Raw genomic sequence first — 19,128 nt, forward strand, 5'->3', positions numbered from 1 at the left:
ATAAAAAAGTCAGTTGGCGTATAATCAAATCAAAGGTCAAAGAAAGTCAAACATTTGGAGGACTGTAAAGATGGACTTAAATCAAATGACAACAAAAACACAAGAGGCGATTATGAGTGCTCAATCTTTAGCGGTATCTCATCATCATCAAGAAGTAGATACTGTTCATCTCTTGTTTACATTATTAGAAGAGCAAGATGGGTTAGCAGTACGTATTTTTCAAAAAATGAACGTCGATATAGAAGCATTAAAAGAAGGCGCCGAAAATTTAATTAAGAAAAAGCCTTCCGTAACGGGGAGCGGTGCAGAAGCAGGTAAATTATATATAACAGGTGCTTTGCAACAACTGCTTGTAAGAGCAGGAAAAGAAGCAGAGAAATTGCAAGATGATTACATTTCAGTTGAACATGTATTACTTGCTTTTACTGAAGAAAAAGGCGATATAAACCAATTATTTACAAGATTTCATATTACGAAAGATAACTTATTACAGTCTTTAATGACAGTTCGGGGGAATCAAAGAGTGACTAGTCAAAATCCAGAAGCAACTTATGAAGCGTTAGAAAAATATGGTCGTGATTTAGTGGCGGAAGTAAGAGCGGGGAAAATTGACCCTGTTATCGGCCGCGATAGTGAAATTCGCCGCGTAATCCGCATTCTTTCACGTAAAACGAAAAACAACCCAGTTTTAATTGGTGAACCAGGTGTTGGTAAAACAGCAATTGTTGAAGGGTTAGCACAGCGTATTGTGAAAAAGGATGTACCTGAAGGATTAAAAGATAGAACAATCTTTGCATTAGATATGAGTGCGCTTGTAGCTGGAGCGAAATTCCGCGGTGAATTTGAAGAGCGTCTCCAAGCTGTATTAAATGAAATTAAAAAGAGTGAAGGTCGTATTTTACTATTCATTGATGAACTTCACACAATCGTCGGCGCTGGTAAAACAGAAGGCGCAATGGATGCAGGAAATATGTTAAAACCGATGCTTGCGCGTGGTGAACTGCATTGTATCGGGGCGACGACGTTAGATGAATATCGTAAATATATTGAGAAAGATCCAGCGCTAGAAAGACGTTTCCAACAAGTATTAGCAGAAGAACCAACTGTTGAAGATACAATTTCCATTTTACGTGGCTTAAAAGAGCGTTTTGAAATTTATCACGGTGTAAATATTCATGACCGTGCGATTGTAGCAGCATCAGTTTTATCAGATCGATATATTTCGGACCGTTTCTTACCGGATAAAGCAATTGATCTTGTCGATGAAGCTTGTGCAACAATTCGTACAGAAATCGATTCTATGCCGACAGAATTAGATGAAGTAACGCGCCGCATTATGCAGCTGGAGATTGAAGAAGCGGCTCTTGGAAAAGAAAAGGACTTTGGTAGCCAAGAACGTCTAAAAACGTTGCAACGTGAATTATCGGATTTAAAAGAAGTTGCAAGTGGTATGAGAGCGAAATGGGAGAAAGAAAAAGAAGATATTCACAAAGTGCGTGACTTACGTGAACATTTAGAGCGTCTGCGCCGTGAATTAGAAGAAGCAGAAGGGAATTACGATCTAAATAAAGCAGCGGAACTTCGCCACGGAAAAATTCCTGCAATTGAAAAAGAGTTAAAAGAAGCAGAAGAAATGGGCGCACATAATAAACAAGAAAATCGTTTATTACGTGAGGAAGTAAGTGAAGAAGAAATTGCTGATATTGTTTCGCGCTGGACTGGTATTCCTGTTGCAAAACTCGTTGAAGGTGAACGCGAGAAATTACTACGTTTAGAGCAAATTTTATCAGAGCGTGTCATCGGACAAGAGGAAGCAGTAAGCTTAGTATCAGACGCAGTTCTTCGTGCGCGCGCAGGTATTAAAGACCCGAACCGTCCGATTGGTTCCTTCATTTTCTTAGGACCTACTGGTGTTGGTAAAACAGAACTTGCAAAAACGTTAGCGCAGTCATTATTCGATAGTGAAGAACAAATGATTCGTATTGATATGTCTGAGTATATGGAGAAACACGCTGTGTCACGCTTAATTGGTGCGCCTCCTGGATATGTTGGATATGAAGAGGGCGGTCAATTAACAGAAGCGGTAAGACGTAAACCGTATTCCGTTATTTTATTAGACGAAATCGAAAAAGCACATCCAGAAGTATTCAATATTTTATTACAAATGTTAGATGACGGTCGCATTACAGATTCGCAAGGACGTACAGTAGACTTTAAAAACACGGTTATTATTATGACTTCAAATATTGGATCTGCTCATTTATTAGATGGATTAGGAGAAGATGGCTCCATTAAAGAAGAATCAAGAGAACTTGTAATGGGACAATTAAGAGGTCATTTCCGACCAGAGTTTTTAAACCGTGTCGACGAAATTATTTTATTCAAACCTCTTACAACGAATGAAATTAAAGGTATTGTTGATAAAATTGTAAAAGAATTACAAGGCCGTTTAGCTGACCGTCATATTACGGTAGAATTAACAGACGCAGCGAAAGAGTTTGTTGTCGAAGCTGGCTTCGATCCAATGTACGGAGCTCGTCCGTTAAAACGATATGTACAGCGTCAAGTTGAGACGAAATTAGCGAGAGAATTAATTGCAGGAACGATTACTGACAATAGTCACGTAGTTGTTGATGTAGAAAATAACGAATTAGTCGTTCATGTGAAGTAAAACAAAAAAGAGTTCGGATAAAATCCGGACTCTTTTTTTAGTGTTGTTCTACTGGCTCGTTTGGAATTGCAGCTGAAATTGCTAGTACTAATACCGCAAGAACAACTGAGAAAATAGACGCTTGGTTAAAATCGTATGTACCGCCAGTCATAGAGCCGATTACGTAGCTCATCATATGTACAAGCAAGAACGACCAAATTAATGCCCAAATGAAACGCATATTTTACACCTCTATTCGTTCAATCTGTCCTTATTGTAACACAATTGAAAAAAGAATATAGAAAAATATTTGTAGATTTTTCAACGCAAATTTGCATTCCGTTCATACATTATAAAAGAGTACTTTTATACGTTTAGAAAATAAGGCGGGGGAAAAATGAGTATTACGGAACGTTTTTTTTACTTAGAAAAAGAACCATGTGTCATTTATTTACCGGAGAAGCCAAATGGATTTTCTGTCATGCTTCTAGGTGATTACAACTACTTTATTGAGAATGGTACAAGTTTATGGACACAGCATGCGGGTAGATCTTATTTTTTACATGGCCTTATTGAGGAAGGCTATACGGTCTTTTCTTCTAATTTATACGGAAGACATTGGGGAAACGATCAATCTGTTCGTCTAGCAAAACGCCTATATGACGTTGTTCTGAGAAAAGAGACATTGAATGCGAAAATGCACATTATGGCAGATGGTATGGGGGCACTTGTTGCGCTTGAAATGATGAACAAATACCCTGAATGTATACGTTCTGTCATTATGTTAAATCCGTGTTTAGATTTACCAGAATATGTGGAGTTTGAGAAAGAGCATAAATTTTTTTACAAGAGACTCTTGAAGGAATTAAGTTTAGCGTATGATGCTAAAGAAGAAGAATTAGAAGCGAAAATAAATAAGAAATCATTTACGCTTCTTCCGTCTTGTGTACCTGTTAAAATTTTTGTATCAACACAAGAAAAAAGAGGAAGAAAACAGCTGCTACGTAAATACGAGAAAATGAGGCAATTGAACCAATGCGATACTTCTGTCTTATTCCATCTGCAAGATGTGAAATATAAAATGGTTAGGCAAACGACTGATTTCTTTAAAAAATATGAAGAAGAATTGTGAAGCTCCCATATACATAAATGAGGAGCTATTTGTTTCAAGGAGAAAGGGTTGGTGGTATGGAACGCGTGCTAATTATAGGTGCACTTACGTTTGTAGGTTATCACCTTGTGAATAAAATGATTGCAGAAGAAGTAGAAGTATATGGTCTTGATTTTGATGAATTCGATAATATGACAAAAATTAATGAAGAGAAGTTATTGTTAATTGGGCGAAATGCGTTATTTACGTATTATTCGATAAGAGATGAAGACGGATGGAGATCCGTAGAGGAAGAGAAATTTGATGCCGTTTACTTTTGTCTGTATGAGCCTAACCAACAAAGTGGCTTTCGAAATGAAAGAGTTATATTACAGTATTTAAAGCGAATGATAAGACTGTGTGAAGAACATAAAGTGAAGTTAAATCTAATTTCTTCTATTGAAGTAGGAAACGTAGATGAGTCCGAAAATAAACGTCTATTTGCGAAAGTGGAAGAAGGATTGAAAAAAGGAGAGGTACAATATAGTGTATTTCGAGTTCCTACATTATATGGGCCATGGCAACCATCTTTTATGATGTATCATCAGCTCATTTTATCAGAACTGGGTGAGAAAGAGTGCCATTATACGAGTGAGGAAAACGCCAGTGATCTACTGTACGTTGAAGATGTATGTGAATACTTATGGGAAAATGGAATGAACGAGGAGCATCTCGGTATATATAATTTACTTAGTGGTAAAAAATCATTATGGAAAAAAGGTATGAACCTTTTACGTGCAGAGGATAAAGTGAAGAAAGAGAATGTGGAAGAAAGAGATGGAACTGTAGAGGTTATTTCGATAAAAAGAAATACTCCGTTAGAATACGGTTTAAATAAACAATTGGCACATATGAAAAAATATAAAGAGTTATACGAAGGATAGCGAGCGTGTTACACTATGTATGTGAAAGTTTTAATGGAGAGGAAGAACATAATATGAATGAGAAAAGCATGCAATTTTTACAAATCGCAATGAAGCATTTACCAGAAGCAAAGGCCATTTTAGATGATAATGGAATTGCGCTTGATATGGAGAAAGCTCAACCAGTATTAGAGTTATTGATGAAAGTTATGAACGAAGCATATGAGCTTGGGAAAGCAGATCAAGAATAAAAAGAATAAAAAGCATCTTTTGAGATGGAAGAGAGGCCCGAACCGTGGATAGAAGCGGTCAGGGCCTTTTTTTATTCTCGCCTGGGGGAAAACCAGATATATGAAGAGGGTAAAGGAAAAGTAGTGAGGAAAATTCTCTAGTTTAGAAGGAAAGCAGATCAAGAATAAAAAGAATAAAAAGCATCTTTTTAAGATGGAAGAGAGGCCCGAACCGTGGATAGAAGCGGTCAGGGCCTTTTTTTATTCTCGCCTGGGGGAAAACCAGATATATGAAGAGGGTAAAGGAAAAGTAGTGAGGAGAACTCTCTAGTTTAGAAGGAAAGCATAAAAAGAATAAAAAGCATCTTTTAAGATGGAAGAGAGGCCCGAACCGTAAGTAGAAACGGTTCGAGCTTTTTTGTATTTCGAAAGAAACAGGAAAAGGTATGTTTCCGTTTTATTTCATAAACAATAAGGTGAATAATGCGTTAGCTTTATGTTTTAGCCGAAATATATTCTAGACAAAAATACATTTATGTTTTAAAATTAGTACCAAGTCATAATAATTGATATAAAACGGAGGGCTGCGATGTGAACGTGGGCATTTTAGGGATCGGAAGATATGTGCCGGAAAAAGTAGTCACAAATCACGATTTAGAGAAAGTAATGGATACATCCGATGAATGGATTCGTACGAGAACAGGTATTGCGGAAAGACGCATTGCCGATGATACAATAGATACTTCATATATGGCCGTAGAGGCTTCTAAAAAAGCGCTTGAAGATGCAGGGGTTGGCGGAGAGGATATCGATCTTATTTTAGTAGCGACAGTAACACCAGATCGTGCTTTCCCAGCAGTAGCTTGTGTCATTCAAGAAGCAATTGGCGCAAAACATGCAGCTGCAATGGATTTAAGTGCAGCATGTGCTGGTTTTATGTACGGAATGATTACAGCGCAGCAATTTATTCAAACGAGAACTTATAAAAATATACTAGTAGTTGGTAGTGATAAACTATCTAAAATTGTAGATTGGAACGATCGAAATACAGCAGTACTATTTGGAGACGGAGCTGGTGCGATCGTAATGGGAGCTGTTTCAGAAGGGAAAGGCGTTCTATCTTTCGAATTAGGAGCAGACGGAAGTGGCGGTAAGCATCTTTATCAAGATGAGTATGTTATGATGAATGGCAGAGAAGTCTTTAAATTTGCTGTTCGTCAACTTGGGGATTCTTGTCTTCGCGTTTTAGATAAAGCTGGTCTTACGAAAGAAGATGTGGATTTCTTAGTACCGCATCAAGCGAATATTCGTATTATGGAATCTGCAAGAGAGAGATTAAATTTACCACAAGAAAAAATGAGTATGACAATTGAGAAGTTCGGTAATACATCAGCTTCTTCCATTCCGATTGCAATGGTAGAGGAATTGCAAAACGGACGTATTCAAGATGGTGATTTAATTATACTTGTTGGTTTTGGCGGCGGATTAACATGGGGAGCAGTCGCTCTTCGTTGGGGTAAATAAGGACTGAGAGAAAAAAAGGAGTGTATTTTGTATGGAAAAAAAGAGGGTCGTAATTACAGGACTAGGAGCTGTTACACCGGTCGGTACAGATGTTGAAACAGCGTGGGAAAACATTAAAAAAGGTGTATCTGGAATCGGACGACTTACAAGAATTGATCCGGAACTATTTCCAGCAAAAGTAGCAGCAGAAATTAACGATTTTGAAGTCGAGAAATATATTGATAAAAAAGAAGCGCGCCGTATGGATCGCTTTACACAATATGCAGTAGCAGCAGCGAAAATGGCAGTTGCAGATGCAAAGCTTGAGATTACAGAAGAAAATGGACCTCGAATTGGTGTATGGATTGGTTCTGGTATTGGTGGTATGGAAACATACGAAGAACAATTTAAGATTTTTACTGAGAAAGGCCCGCGCCGCGTGAGCCCATTCTTCGTACCGATGATGATTCCAGATATGGCAGCAGGCCAAGTATCAATCGCAACAGGGGCAAAAGGAATTAACACTTGTTCTGTAACGGCTTGTGCATCTGGTGCAAACTCAATTGGTGATGCATTTAAGGCGATTCAGCGCGGTGATGCGGATGCAATGATTACGGGCGGAGCAGAGGCGCCGTTAACAAGTATGGCATTCGCAGGATTTAGCTCAGCGAAAGCATTAACATTCAATGAAGATCCAGCAACAGCTTGCCGCCCATTCGATAAAAACCGTAGTGGTTTCGTAATGGGTGAAGGTTCAGGTATTTTAATTCTTGAAGAATTAGAGCACGCATTAGCTCGTGGTGCTCACATTTATGCGGAAATCGCTGGTTACGGTGCAACTGGTGATGCATTCCATATTACAATGCCAGCTCCTGGCGGTGAAGGCGGCGTGCGCGCAATGCGTCAAGCTTTAGCGGATGCAGGTCTACAGCCAGAAGATATTGATTACATTAATGCGCATGGTACAAGTACGGATGCGAATGAAAAGTATGAAACGATGGCAATTAAAGAAACGTTCGGTGAGCATGCGTATAAAGTAGCAATCAGCTCAACGAAATCAATGACAGGTCACTTATTAGGGGCAGCTGGTGCTGTTGAAGCAATCTTCTCTATTAAATCAATTACAGATGGAGTAATTCCTCCAACAATTAACTATGAGACACCAGATCCAGAATGTGACTTAGATTACGTACCGAATAATGCGAGACATCAAGAAGTAAACGCGGTGTTAAGTAATTCATTAGGATTCGGTGGTCATAACGCAGTATTAGTATTTAAAGCGTATAAATAATAGATGAAATAAGGAGTTTTTTCGTAACATATTGCGAAAAAACTCCTTATTTATTTTTACGCCTTTTTCTCCTTTTGCATATACATAAGAAAAAGGAGGGATAAAGATGGGGATTGTTGAAACTGCTGAGTGGTTACATCTATATTATGGACGGCCAGAAAAGCTATGTGAGAAGTTTACGAAGTATATCCCACTGCCAAAAGAAAGGTTGTATCGCTTTTTAATTTCTAAAGGTATGTATCGCCCTGTTATGCGAGGAGAACGAGAAATTACAGAGTTAGAGAAAAAGGAAGTTTGGAAAGAGTTACGTGCGGAGTATGAGAAACTGAAAAATTGGTTAAAAGGTCCAGATGTCCCTGTCTTTATTTTATTATCAGATTCCTATAATCGAACTGTACAAGAAGAGTATAACGGAAGGGCTGGATTATCTATGCGTCACGTTATTTTCTTATTCGTATGTGGACGGAATTCGGTGGAAGAATTAAAAGTTCTATTGGCGCATGAATATCATCACATATGCAGGTTGCATCAAATTGAGACGAAAGAAACGGAATATACATTACTTGATACGATGATTATGGAAGGGTTAGCTGAGCAAGCGGTAACGGAAAGATATTCAGAAAAAAACAATGCACCGTGGACGACGTATCTTTCAAAAGAAGAGGCTATATATTATTGGAAAAACGTTGTACATGAAAGAATAAGTATAAAGCGAGGAACAAGGGAGCACGACATCTTATTAAATGGTTTTCACTCTTATCCGAAGATGCTTGGCTATGCGCTTGGATTTCATATTGTCAAAGATTGTGTAACTTTGGAAGGAGAAGATACACTTTCTTTATTACCTATAGATGCGAAAGAAATATTGAATAAAGCAAATACATTTCATATATAAAAAACAGGAGCTCTCTTTCCTGTTTTTTTAGTATTAATAGAAGAAAAAATAATAATTAGAATATATTTCCTTAGGTGGAATAAAGTTAAGAAAAATTGAACATAATGATGGATACAAACAGTAGTGAAGTGAGGGGTAGTGAATGTTATATCTACATGATGTATGGGTAAATTGGTTTGAAGGTGAAGAGAATGGGTATAACGTTTGTCATTTTTACGAATGGCGGAAAGATGATACGATTGAGCTATTAGATCAAGTGCCATTATTAAAAGTAGATTCCACATTATATCATTACATCGAGAACGAATTGTTAGAGCTTCCGCAAAAAATGTTGGAAGACGTACATCATAAGGCTTATATTCGTAAAAATCATGAACGTTTGCAGCAAGAGTATTGCTTTGTAGTTACAGATGGAAAAGGAATTATTGCGATTGATACAATTGGTTACAACGTGCCAATTCGAAAGAGCAGACTTATACCGCGCCAAGAGCAGATGGTATATGAGATGGTAGAAAACGTACAAGCAGAAAAGTATGAGTTCCAAGTAGAAGAAATGGAAAAAGAACATCATATTTTATCACCATCACCTTTCATTATGAATGGCTTAACTCGTAAAGAAAGGCAGCTTAAACAATTACTATTCATGGCGTTAGATCAATTACATACAACGAAAAACACAGCAGAAATTCGCTATTGGTTCACAGAGTGGGATCCATCAGCATACGGAATGGTTCAACATATGGAATTTGAAGATATTTGGGCTAAGCTGTACGATGAAGCGAAAACAGGTTGGTCTGAGAAGCACGAACAATTATGCGAGCGTCTCGTAAAAGGACAGCCATTTTTTGAAAAGTTATGGGAAATGGAAAACGAGCAAAAGGTAAATTAAAAAAACCGCCAATTGGCGGTTTTTTTATTTGTGGTAACTTAGCTCCGGCGGCAAGCTCTTCGTGTCTAAGAACCTTCCGCATAAGAAGGCAAAAAGCGCCTTTTATGCGAAAGAACCTTAGCCAGTCAGAGCTGAACGAGCCGCCTCCGCTTTATAAATTACCTACGTTTTCTGCTTAGTCCCATTGCGTTTTCTACTTTGCGTAGTTGTTTGAATGCAACGCGGTTTGCTTTTTCGGCACCTTTGTCTAGAATTTCGTCTAGTTCTGGTGAGTTGATTAGTTCGTTATATTTGTCTTGGATTGGACGAATTGCCTCTACGACTACTTGTGCTAGGTCGCCTTTGAAGTCGCCATATCCTTTTCCTTCATACATTGCTTCGATTTCTTCAACTGTTTTTCCAGAGAATGAAGAGTAGATTGTTAATAAGTTAGAGATGCCAGGTTTGTTTTCTTTATCGAATTTCACGATACCGTCAGAGTCAGTTACAGCACTCTTAATTTTCTTTTCAATTGTTTTTGGTTCATCAAGCATGCTGATCATTGATTTTGGGTTCGGATCAGATTTACTCATTTTTTTCGTAGGTTCTGTTAGTGACATAACGCGAGCCCCTACTTTTGGAATGCGAATTTCAGGAATTGTGAATACTTCACGGAAGCGTTTGTTGAAACGCTCTGCTAGGTCGCGTGTTAATTCCATATGTTGTTTTTGATCATCACCAACCGGTACGATTTCCGTGTTGTAAAGTAAAATGTCAGCAGCCATTAATGGTGGATACGTTAGTAATCCAGCTGGAACTGAATCTCTACCTGATGCTTTATCTTTATATTGCGTCATACGCTCTAATTCTCCAACGTAAGCAACGGATTGCATAATCCATCCTAGTTGAGCGTGTGCTGGTACTTCTGATTGTACAAATAAAGTAGCTTTTTCAGGATCGATGCCGCATGCTACATAAAGTGCAGCAAGACTGCGGATGTTTTTACGAAGCCCGACAGGATCTTGAGGTACTGTAATTGCATGTTGGTTTACAATACAGAAATAACAGTCGTGTTCGTTCTGAAGCTCTGTAAATTGCTTCATAGCTCCTAAATAGTTTCCAAGTGTAATCGTTCCACTTGGCTGAATACCAGAAAAGATAACTGACATAAGTAATTCCTCCTAAATTTGAATGCGTAATGGGGGAAGAGAAGGCAAACAAAAAAGCCCATTCATCCCAAAAAACTATAGGGACGAATGGACCGCGGTACCACCCTAATTATTTCACTGCTGTGAAATCTCTCTAATCCATAATAACGTTTGGATATAACGCCAAAGCCTACTACTTTCGGTTCGGTTTGGAGCTCAAAAGCCCATTCCATACTGTACAATTACTTGTTCACACCAGCCACAAGCTCTCTGAAATTGCCTCAATATGTACTCTTCTTTATCATCGCATACATATAAATTTATTTATTGTTACCTGAGTTCTTTTAAATATGAAAGAACTAAAGTTTTATAACAAAATGTTTTGCTGATTATTATATCATATGGGATAGTGTTTGCAAACTACATCAAAATAGTAAAGCTAATGAAGGTCGAGAATAATCCAAGAATGATACCGGTAATGCAAATTGGATACGTCCATTTGAATGAATATGTTTTATAAATACGTTCTTTCTTATCGACAGGTTCCTCTACTTCTTCAATTAAAGAGTCAATTTTTTTGTTCGTACCAAATACTCTTTGGAATGCGTAAATTGTTACGTTAAAAAATCCATTTTGAAATATGAATAAAAAACCGCCTATAAGAATAAAAAATAGTGCAATATAAAAAGAGATGTTGACAAAATTCAACAAAAAATGCGATGAAACGAGGAATGCACCAATACTAGAAGCGATTATCGCTATGAAAATTAGTATACAAGTATGAAAAAAAACTTTATTCAAAATGTTCCCCTCCGTCAAAATATTACTAGAATTATTATACTATAAAAGCTATAATATGTACTAGAACTAATTTTTTGAAAATTATACGCAATTAAAGGTCTGATTGCAAGATGATGGTAGCAATGTTAACGTATCCCTTTACAAAAAAATAAAAAAATAAACATTTTATTAAAAATTTTAACAAAAAAACAAAAAACTATATTCACAATTGTTATATTATATGTATAATGAAAATTGTAGAAACTTGGAGATTATTCTTTCAATTCTACTTTTTTACAAGTGAGGGTACAGGAAGTGCAATTAGGGGAGGCAACACAACATGAAGAAAAAGATACCGTTATTACTTGCATCGACGTTGACTGTCAGTATGTTAGGAGCTTGTAGTTACCAAAAAGAGGATAATAAAGCAGGCGCGAAAGAAAAATCCTCAAACAAGCAAGTGTTAAATCTAACTGAGACAGCTGAAATCCCAACTATGGATACGACGTTATCAACAGATGCAACATCTTCTAACATCATGAATAACACAATGGAAGGGTTATATCGTCTGGGGAAAGATGATAAACTTGTTCCGGGTGTAGCTAAATCTTATGAGAAATCAGAGGATGGCAAAAAATATGTGTTTAAGTTACGTGAAGATGCGAAATGGTCTAATGGTGAACCTGTAACAGCGAAGGACTTCGTTTATTCTTGGCGAAGGGCTGTAGATTCAAACACGGGTGCCAAGTTTGCTTACATACTATTTGATGTTAAAAATGCGGAGAAAGTTAACAAAAAAGAGTTACCAGTTGAAGAACTTGGTGTAAAGGCAATTGATGATCATACACTTGAAGTGGAATTAGATAACCCTGTTCCTTATTTTGTAAGTTTAACAGTCTATCCAACATTGTATCCTTTGAATGAGAAGTTTGTAACAGAACAAGGAGCAAAGTTTGGATTAGAATCCAATACGACACTTTATAACGGTCCATTCGTATTAAATGAATGGAAGCATGAACAAAGTTTCAAGCTTAAGAAGAATCCAACGTATTGGGAAAATAAAGAAGTAAAACTTGAGGAAATAAACTTCAATATTGTTAAGGATCGTTCAACTGCTATAAATTTATATGAAACGAAAGCAATTGATCGTGTAGTCTTAACATCAGAATTTGTAGATAAATACAAATCAGATGCTGACTTTAAAACGATTAAGAGACCATCTACACAATTTATTCGCTTAAATGAAAAGAATAAATTTTTAGCAAATAAAAATATCCGAAAAGCAATTGCAATGTCCTTTGAACGTGAAAACATCGGAAAAGTAATCTTAAACGATGGTTCAGAGGGTATATATGGTTTTGTTCCGAAAGGCTTAGCAAAAGGTCCGAATGGAAAAGACTTCCGTGAAGAAAACGGAAAGCTTATAAAAGAGGATATGAAAGAAGCACAAAAATACTGGGAAGCTGGTAAAAAAGAACTTGGTGTAGACAAAGTAGAGTTAGAGCTATTAAACTTTGATACTGATGATGCTAAAAAAATCGGAGAGTATTTAAAAGGCCAATTTGAAAAGAACTTACCAGGTTTAACAGTTCCAACAAAAATGCAGCCATTTGCACAAAAATTAAAACTTGAAGCAAGTGGAGATTATGCAATGTCATATGCGGGATGGAGTCCAGATTATATGGATCCAATGTCATTCCTTGAAATGTATACGACAGGTAATGCGCAAAACAAAGTACATTACGCAAACCCAGCGTATGATGATTTAATTAAAAAAGCAAAAACAGAAGTTGATGTACAAGCTCGTTGGGATGCATTATTACAAGCAGAAAAACAACTACTTGAAGATGCAGCAATTGCTCCAGTATATCAACCTGGAAAAGCATATTTACAACGCCAATCTATTACTGGCCTATTAGAACATAAATATGGCGGGGAATTTAGCTATAAGTGGGTTGAACTCAAAAAATAAAAATGGTTTCCATCATGAATAAGGGTATATGCCTATGATGGGCATGTACTCTTATTTTAAAAAAATAAAAGTAAGAATATTTAAAACTATCTTATTGCTTTTGAGAAAAACGGGGAGGTGCTTGACTATGGGACGTTATGTATTAAAACGTTTCGTGTACATGGCTTTGACATTATTTTTAATTACTACACTGACTTTCTTTTTAATGAAATTACTTCCGGGTTCTCCGCTTAAAAACCAGGAGAAGTTATCACCGGCACAAAAAGAAATCATTCTTGAAAAATATGGCTTAAATGATCCAGTACCAGTTCAATACGCACGTTACTTAGGTAACTTAGCAAAAGGGGATTTAGGGGTATCATTCCAATATGATAACCGTCCAGTAACAGACATGATTGTGGATCGCATTGGACCATCAGCACAACTTGGTTTACAAGCGATTATATTAGGAACATTTATTGGTTTAATTTTAGGAATCGTTGCGGCACTTCGTAACAATACGTGGGTCGATTATGGAGCAACAATTATTTCCGTACTCGGGATGTCGGTACCATCGTTCGTATTTGCCGCATTACTACAATATTTCGTAGGGGTAAAACTTGGATGGTTCCCAGTAGCGTTCTGGAAAGGACCAGAGTTTACAGTAATGCCTACAATTGCTTTATCGATGGCAGTTATCGCAACAATCGCACGTTTCGCTCGTGCAGAGTTAATTGAAGTTATGCAAGCTGACTACATTTTAACAGCGAAAGCGAAAGGAATTAGCCAAGGCGTTATCATTATTAAACACGCCCTTCGTAACGCGTTAATTCCAGTTGTAACAATTTTAGGACCAATGGTTGCAGGGTTAATTACAGGTACATTAGTTATTGAGCAAATTTATGCTGTACCAGGACTAGGGGAACAGTTCGTTAAATCTATTACAGTGAATGACTATACAGTTATTATGGGAACTACAATTTTCTATAGTGCGATCTTCATCTTAGTTATTTTCATTGTTGATATTTTATACGGAATTATTGATCCTCGTATTCGTTTAGCGGGAGGGAAAAAATGATGAAAGATGTACAAAAATTATCTCCAGACTTATTTCAACAAGCTAATCAAAATAATGTGGATAATGAAGTCATTGCCCGTCCAAGCTTAACGTTTTGGCAAGATGTAAGAAGACGTTTGTTCCAACATAAAGGAGCAATGTTTGGTTTAGTTTTATTAACGCTTATTATCTTACTAGCAATCTTCGGACCGATGGTAAGTAAGCACTCGTATAAAGAGCAAGATTTAGGACGTGCAAAATTGCCACCGAAAATTCCAGTTATTGAAAATGTTCATTGGTTACCATTTGACGGTACAGATCAATATGGTGTTGACCAATATGAAAAACGTGATATTAAAGAGTATTTCTGGTTTGGTACAGATGATCTTGGACGCGATTTATGGACAAGAACATGGGAAGGTACACGAGTATCATTATATATCGCTCTTTTAGCAGCAGCAATTGACTTAGTAATTGGGGTTGCATATGGAGGTATTTCAGCATTCTATGGCGGTAGAGTAGATAACATTATGCAACGTATTATGGAGATTATTAACGGTATTCCATACTTAATCATCGTTATTTTAATGGTAATCATTATGGGATCTGGTATATGGTCAATTACACTTGCAATGGCAATTACAGGTTGGATAGGGATGTCGCGTATCGTTCGTGGACAAATCTTAAAATTAAAAAACCAAGAATACGTATTAGCATCTCGTACATTAGGTGCAACAAATACACAATTAATTGTAAAACACTTAATCCCGAATGTAATGGGACCAATTATCGTAATGACAATGTTTACAATTCCAACAGCGGTGTTTGGTGAGGCGTTCTTAAGCTTCATCGGTTTAGGTATTCAGCCACCATTCGCATCACTTGGTTCTCTTGTAAATGACGGTTATAAATCAATTCAAACGTATCCGCATATGATGTTCATTCCTGCGGTTGTCATCAGTATATTAATTTTAGCGTTTAACTTAATGGCAGACGGATTACGCGATGCGTTAGATCCAAAAATGCGTAAGTAAAAGAGGGGAGAGGCAAAGATGAAAACATTGTTAGAGGTAAAAGATTTACAAGTCTCCTTTGATACACATGCAGGTGAAGTACAAGCTGTACGCGGCGTTACTTTTGATTTGAAAAAAGGGGAAACATTAGCGATTGTGGGAGAATCTGGTTCTGGGAAATCAGTTACTTCTAAAGCGTTAATGGGATTAATTCCGAATCCTCCTGGACGCATTAAAAATGGTGAAATCGTATTTGAAGGTCGTGACTTAACGAAATTAACAGAAAAAGAAATGCAGCAAGTACGTGGTAAAGATATCGCGATGATTTTCCAAGATCCAATGACATCATTAAACCCAACGATGACAATTGGAAATCAAATTATGGAAGGTCTTATTAAACACCAAGGAATGAGTAAAGCAGACGCACGTAAAGTTGCGTTGGAATTAATCGACCTTGTAGGTATTCCAAATCCAGAAGCTCGTTTAAAACAATATCCGCACCAATTCTCTGGTGGTATGAGACAGCGTGTAGTTATTGCGATGGCATTAGCTTGTAACCCAAAATTATTGATTGCCGATGAGCCGACAACAGCGCTAGACGTTACAATTCAGGCGCAAATTTTAGAGCTTATGAAGGACATTCAACAAAAAACAGAAGCAGCAATCATTTTCATTACGCATGACTTAGGTGTAGTGGCGAACGTTGCGGACCGCGTAGCAGTTATGTACGCTGGTAAAGTTGTTGAAATTGGAACTGTAGATGAAATTTTCTACAATCCAAAACATCCATATACTTGGGGCTTAATCGCATCTATGCCAAGTTTAGATGGTTCAGAAGAAGAGTTATATGCAATCCCTGGAACGCCTCCAGATTTATTGAAGCCGCCAAAGGGAGATGCTTTTGCACCACGTAACCCACAGGCACTGAAAATTGATTTTGAAATGGACCCACCTTTATTTAAAGTAAGTGATACACACTATGCGGCAACTTGGTTACTTCATGAGCAAGCTCCAGAAGTAAAACCGCCGGCAGTCGTTGAAAAACGTATTCTTCAAATGAAAGCAGGTGAACAACATGACTAAACAACGTGAGAAATTAATTGAAGTAAAAAATGTAAAGCAGCACTTCGACGTGAGTGGTGGTGTTGTCAAAGCGGTTAATGATATTTCATTTGATATTTACCGCGGAGAAACATTTGGTCTTGTAGGAGAATCGGGTTGTGGTAAATCAACAACTGGAAGAACGATCATTCGTTTATATGATGCAACTGCTGGTGAAGTATTGTTTGATGGTGAAAATGTACATGGTAAAAAATCACGCGCAGAACTGAAGAAATTCAACCGTAAAATGCAAATGATTTTCCAAGATCCATATGCATCATTAAACCCTCGTATGACAGTAGGGGATATTATTGCAGAAGGTATTGATATTCACGGATTAGCGAAAAACAAAAAAGAGCGTATGGACCGTGTGCATGAATTATTAAACACAGTTGGTTTAAATAAAGAGCACGCAAACCGTTTCCCGCATGAATTCTCAGGTGGACAACGTCAACGTATCGGTATCGCTCGTGCACTTGCTGTAGAACCTGAATTTATCATTGCCGATGAGCCAATCTCAGCACTTGACGTATCAATTCAGGCACAAGTTGTAAACTTACTGAAAAAGTTACAAAAAGAAAAAGGATTAACATACTTATTCATTGCCCATGATTTATCAATGGTAAAATACATTAGTGACCGCATTGGCGTAATGTATCGTGGTCAAATCGTTGAATTAACAACAAGTGATGAGTTATATGCAAATCCAATTCATCCATATACAAAATCACTATTATCAGCAATTCCACTTCCAGATCCAGATTATGAGCGCAATCGTAAACGTATCGTATACGATCCATCTCAGCACAATTATGGTAGTGAAGAACCGACAATGCGTGAAATTCGCCCAGGACATTTCGTACTATGTTCTGAAGCGGAGTATAAGAAATATAAAGAGATTTATCAATAATAAAAAATCCATTCTTCTATCACGGAAGAATGGATTTTTTACTATATAAAAGAGTTGTCAATATTTCTCGGTAAGTCGATATATTTAAAGAATCGCAGATATAAGTTGCCTATACTAATGACTACACCTTAATTAAACGAGTATTATTGCACCTGAACAGAAACAATCTCCTCTTGTTCTTCAGGTTTAACAAGCGCATAACGCTCCCACGCTCTACTTTTCCAGCGGAAGAACATAATAATGGCACGTGTCCATTCATCAATAGCAATTGCTAGCCAAATACCAACGAGCCCCATATCTAAATGGAAGGCGAAAAAATAACCGAGTGGTAAACTCATTAACACCATAGAGAATGCGCCGATTAAAACTGGGTACTTTGCATCACCAGCTGCGCGAAGTGAATTGATGATGACGATGTTCATCGTACGCCCTGTTTCAAGTAGTACACTTAGTAAAAGAACGCTTGCACCTAACGCAATAATGTGCGGATTATCTGTAAATAGTCCCATTAATTGTGTGCGGAATGTAATAACGAGAGCAACCATGCATAAAGTGACACCAATCGCCCACTTTACACTTTTCCATACACGTTCATATGCTTCATCTTTTTCACCACCGCCAACGAGGCGTCCGATAATAATTGCAGTTCCCATACCGATTGCAATAGCGAATAAATAAGTGAACATAGAGATGTTAGTAGCGTATTGTCTAGCCGCTAACGATTCCGTTCCTAAATATGTTGCATAGTATAAGAAGACAATTTGGCAAGCTTGATACATAACCTGCTCAAATGCAGATGGAATCCCAATCTTTAAAATTTTTCCGATGTATTCTTTTGATAAGGTGAAGTAGTATTGTAATTTCACACGGTACTCCATAACGCGGTACAGTAACCAGAAAAAAACGATAAGTGCGATTAGCCTGCTGGCAGCAGAAGAAATGGCAGCCCCTTGTACACCGAGTTCTGGGAAACCAAATTTCCCGAAAATGAGTACGTAGTTTCCAGCGATATGAATAATATTCATTCCAAGTGAAATAAACATCGCTTGCTTTGTGAAGCCATGTACGCGGATAATTGCGGCTAATGAATTAATAATAGCTTGAAGGAAAATAGCTCCTCCGACGATAGATAAATAGCTCTGTGCATACATAAGTACATCGCCTTGTAAGTTCATCGCCATCATCATATGTTTTGAAAATAAAAGAAAACCAGCACTTATAACGAGTCCGACCACTAAATTTAATGTGACGGCTAAAGCTGATATTTTAGATGCTTCCATAAAACGTTTGGAACCGAGGTATTGAGATACGACGATAGCTGCGCCGTTCCCGATGACTTCTAGTACCAAAATAGCGATATGGAGGTATTGATTTGCTGCACCAACCCCAGATACAGCATCGTCTGATAATGCACTTAACATGAAAGTATCAGCGATCCCCATTAACATAAATAGAAAAACTTCTAGAAAAATAGGCCATGTTAATAAGAATAAACTCAATTTCTCTGTCGGCCCGTTTTTTGCCTGAATTGCTGTCATGTCCGTCCCCTCTTTACCGATATCTATTTTTAGCAAAGTGTATCGTAACATACTTTCTTAACCTTTGCACTCATTTTAACCTACATATCTTTATTATGAAGGGAGAGCTATTTTATGATAAAAACAGAAGGATAATTATGCGTAAAGTATTATGAAATATAAAATTTGTTTTTATCTAAT

At 37.3% G+C, this 19,128-nt stretch carries 17 protein-coding genes and 1 other annotated feature; of the genes, 13 read left to right on the forward strand and 4 right to left on the reverse strand.

Annotated elements, in window-relative coordinates; genetic code table 11:
* The first annotated feature begins 70 nt into the window (after positions 1–70).
* Positions 71–2,671 carry an ATP-dependent chaperone ClpB gene (clpB, locus tag ACTFSI_RS06070; RefSeq protein ID WP_044792713.1) on the forward strand — a complete coding sequence of 867 codons (2,601 nt, stop codon included), beginning with the start codon at positions 71–73 and terminating at the stop codon, positions 2,669–2,671.
* A 37-nt stretch (positions 2,672–2,708) separates the two neighbouring features.
* On the opposite strand, the gene ACTFSI_RS06075 is transcribed toward clpB, so the two are convergent.
* The gene (locus ACTFSI_RS06075) at positions 2,709–2,891 is read right to left on the reverse strand and encodes a YjzD family protein (RefSeq protein WP_001211116.1); all 183 of its coding nucleotides are present in this window, start codon (positions 2,889–2,891) and stop codon (positions 2,709–2,711) included.
* A gap of 156 nt (positions 2,892–3,047) precedes the next feature.
* Between ACTFSI_RS06075 and ACTFSI_RS06080 the strand changes: the two genes are divergently transcribed.
* From ACTFSI_RS06080 to ACTFSI_RS06110, 7 genes are all read left to right on the forward strand, one after another.
* Positions 3,048–3,782: a hydrolase gene (locus ACTFSI_RS06080; protein ID WP_000028698.1), complete on the forward strand. Its 735-nt coding sequence runs from the start codon at positions 3,048–3,050 to the stop codon at positions 3,780–3,782.
* A gap of 29 nt (positions 3,783–3,811) precedes the next feature.
* On the forward strand, positions 3,812–4,684 hold the full coding sequence (locus ACTFSI_RS06085) for an NAD-dependent epimerase/dehydratase family protein (RefSeq protein WP_000486160.1): 873 nt from the start codon (positions 3,812–3,814) through the stop codon (positions 4,682–4,684).
* Between the two features lie 53 nt (positions 4,685–4,737).
* Positions 4,738–4,914, forward strand: a complete 177-nt coding sequence (locus ACTFSI_RS06090) for a ComZ family protein (protein WP_009879752.1) — start codon at positions 4,738–4,740, stop codon at positions 4,912–4,914.
* 570 nt (positions 4,915–5,484) lie between these two features.
* A complete protein-coding gene (fabH, locus tag ACTFSI_RS06095) occupies positions 5,485–6,417 on the forward strand; it encodes a beta-ketoacyl-ACP synthase III (RefSeq protein ID WP_440045288.1) in 933 nt (310 codons plus the stop codon).
* Between the two features lie 31 nt (positions 6,418–6,448).
* A complete protein-coding gene (gene fabF / locus ACTFSI_RS06100; protein WP_000412651.1) occupies positions 6,449–7,687 on the forward strand; it encodes a beta-ketoacyl-ACP synthase II in 1,239 nt (412 codons plus the stop codon).
* Positions 7,688–7,793: 106 nt separating this feature from the next.
* Positions 7,794–8,582: a DUF2268 domain-containing protein gene (locus tag ACTFSI_RS06105; RefSeq protein ID WP_197225627.1), complete on the forward strand. Its 789-nt coding sequence runs from the start codon at positions 7,794–7,796 to the stop codon at positions 8,580–8,582.
* Positions 8,583–8,724: 142 nt separating this feature from the next.
* The gene (locus ACTFSI_RS06110; RefSeq protein ID WP_000966137.1) at positions 8,725–9,471 is read left to right on the forward strand and encodes a YjbA family protein; all 747 of its coding nucleotides are present in this window, start codon (positions 8,725–8,727) and stop codon (positions 9,469–9,471) included.
* A gap of 158 nt (positions 9,472–9,629) precedes the next feature.
* Here ACTFSI_RS06110 and trpS read toward each other — a convergent pair whose 3' ends face one another.
* A complete protein-coding gene (trpS, locus tag ACTFSI_RS06115; RefSeq protein ID WP_000110984.1) occupies positions 9,630–10,619 on the reverse strand; it encodes a tryptophan--tRNA ligase in 990 nt (329 codons plus the stop codon).
* Between the two features lie 76 nt (positions 10,620–10,695).
* Positions 10,696–10,912, reverse strand: a binding site (T-box leader).
* 106 nt (positions 10,913–11,018) lie between these two features.
* Complete coding sequence (locus ACTFSI_RS06120; RefSeq protein ID WP_001044987.1) at positions 11,019–11,399, reverse strand: DUF3899 domain-containing protein; 381 nt, start codon at positions 11,397–11,399, stop codon at positions 11,019–11,021.
* A gap of 319 nt (positions 11,400–11,718) precedes the next feature.
* Between ACTFSI_RS06120 and ACTFSI_RS06125 the strand changes: the two genes are divergently transcribed.
* From ACTFSI_RS06125 to ACTFSI_RS06145, 5 genes are all read left to right on the forward strand, one after another.
* A complete protein-coding gene (locus tag ACTFSI_RS06125) occupies positions 11,719–13,350 on the forward strand; it encodes a peptide ABC transporter substrate-binding protein (protein WP_044792719.1) in 1,632 nt (543 codons plus the stop codon).
* A 127-nt stretch (positions 13,351–13,477) separates the two neighbouring features.
* Positions 13,478–14,407, forward strand: a complete 930-nt coding sequence (opp3b, locus tag ACTFSI_RS06130) for an oligopeptide ABC transporter permease (protein ID WP_000534165.1) — start codon at positions 13,478–13,480, stop codon at positions 14,405–14,407.
* Positions 14,404–15,420: an oligopeptide ABC transporter permease gene (opp3C, locus tag ACTFSI_RS06135; protein WP_000974101.1), complete on the forward strand. Its 1,017-nt coding sequence runs from the start codon at positions 14,404–14,406 to the stop codon at positions 15,418–15,420. The genes opp3b and opp3C overlap by 4 nt, the downstream gene beginning before the upstream one ends.
* A gap of 18 nt (positions 15,421–15,438) precedes the next feature.
* Positions 15,439–16,482, forward strand: a complete 1,044-nt coding sequence (locus ACTFSI_RS06140; RefSeq protein ID WP_000854346.1) for an ABC transporter ATP-binding protein — start codon at positions 15,439–15,441, stop codon at positions 16,480–16,482.
* A complete protein-coding gene (locus ACTFSI_RS06145; RefSeq protein ID WP_000166346.1) occupies positions 16,475–17,410 on the forward strand; it encodes an ABC transporter ATP-binding protein in 936 nt (311 codons plus the stop codon). The genes ACTFSI_RS06140 and ACTFSI_RS06145 overlap by 8 nt, the downstream gene beginning before the upstream one ends.
* 143 nt (positions 17,411–17,553) lie before the next feature.
* On the opposite strand, the gene ACTFSI_RS06150 is transcribed toward ACTFSI_RS06145, so the two are convergent.
* A complete protein-coding gene (locus tag ACTFSI_RS06150; protein WP_275894441.1) occupies positions 17,554–18,999 on the reverse strand; it encodes an MATE family efflux transporter in 1,446 nt (481 codons plus the stop codon).
* Between the last annotated feature and the right edge of the window lie 129 nt (positions 19,000–19,128).

Source organism: Bacillus cereus group sp. MYBK101-2, from assembly GCF_051918845.1.
Taxonomy (GTDB): Bacteria; Bacillota; Bacilli; order Bacillales; family Bacillaceae_G; genus Bacillus_A; species Bacillus_A paranthracis.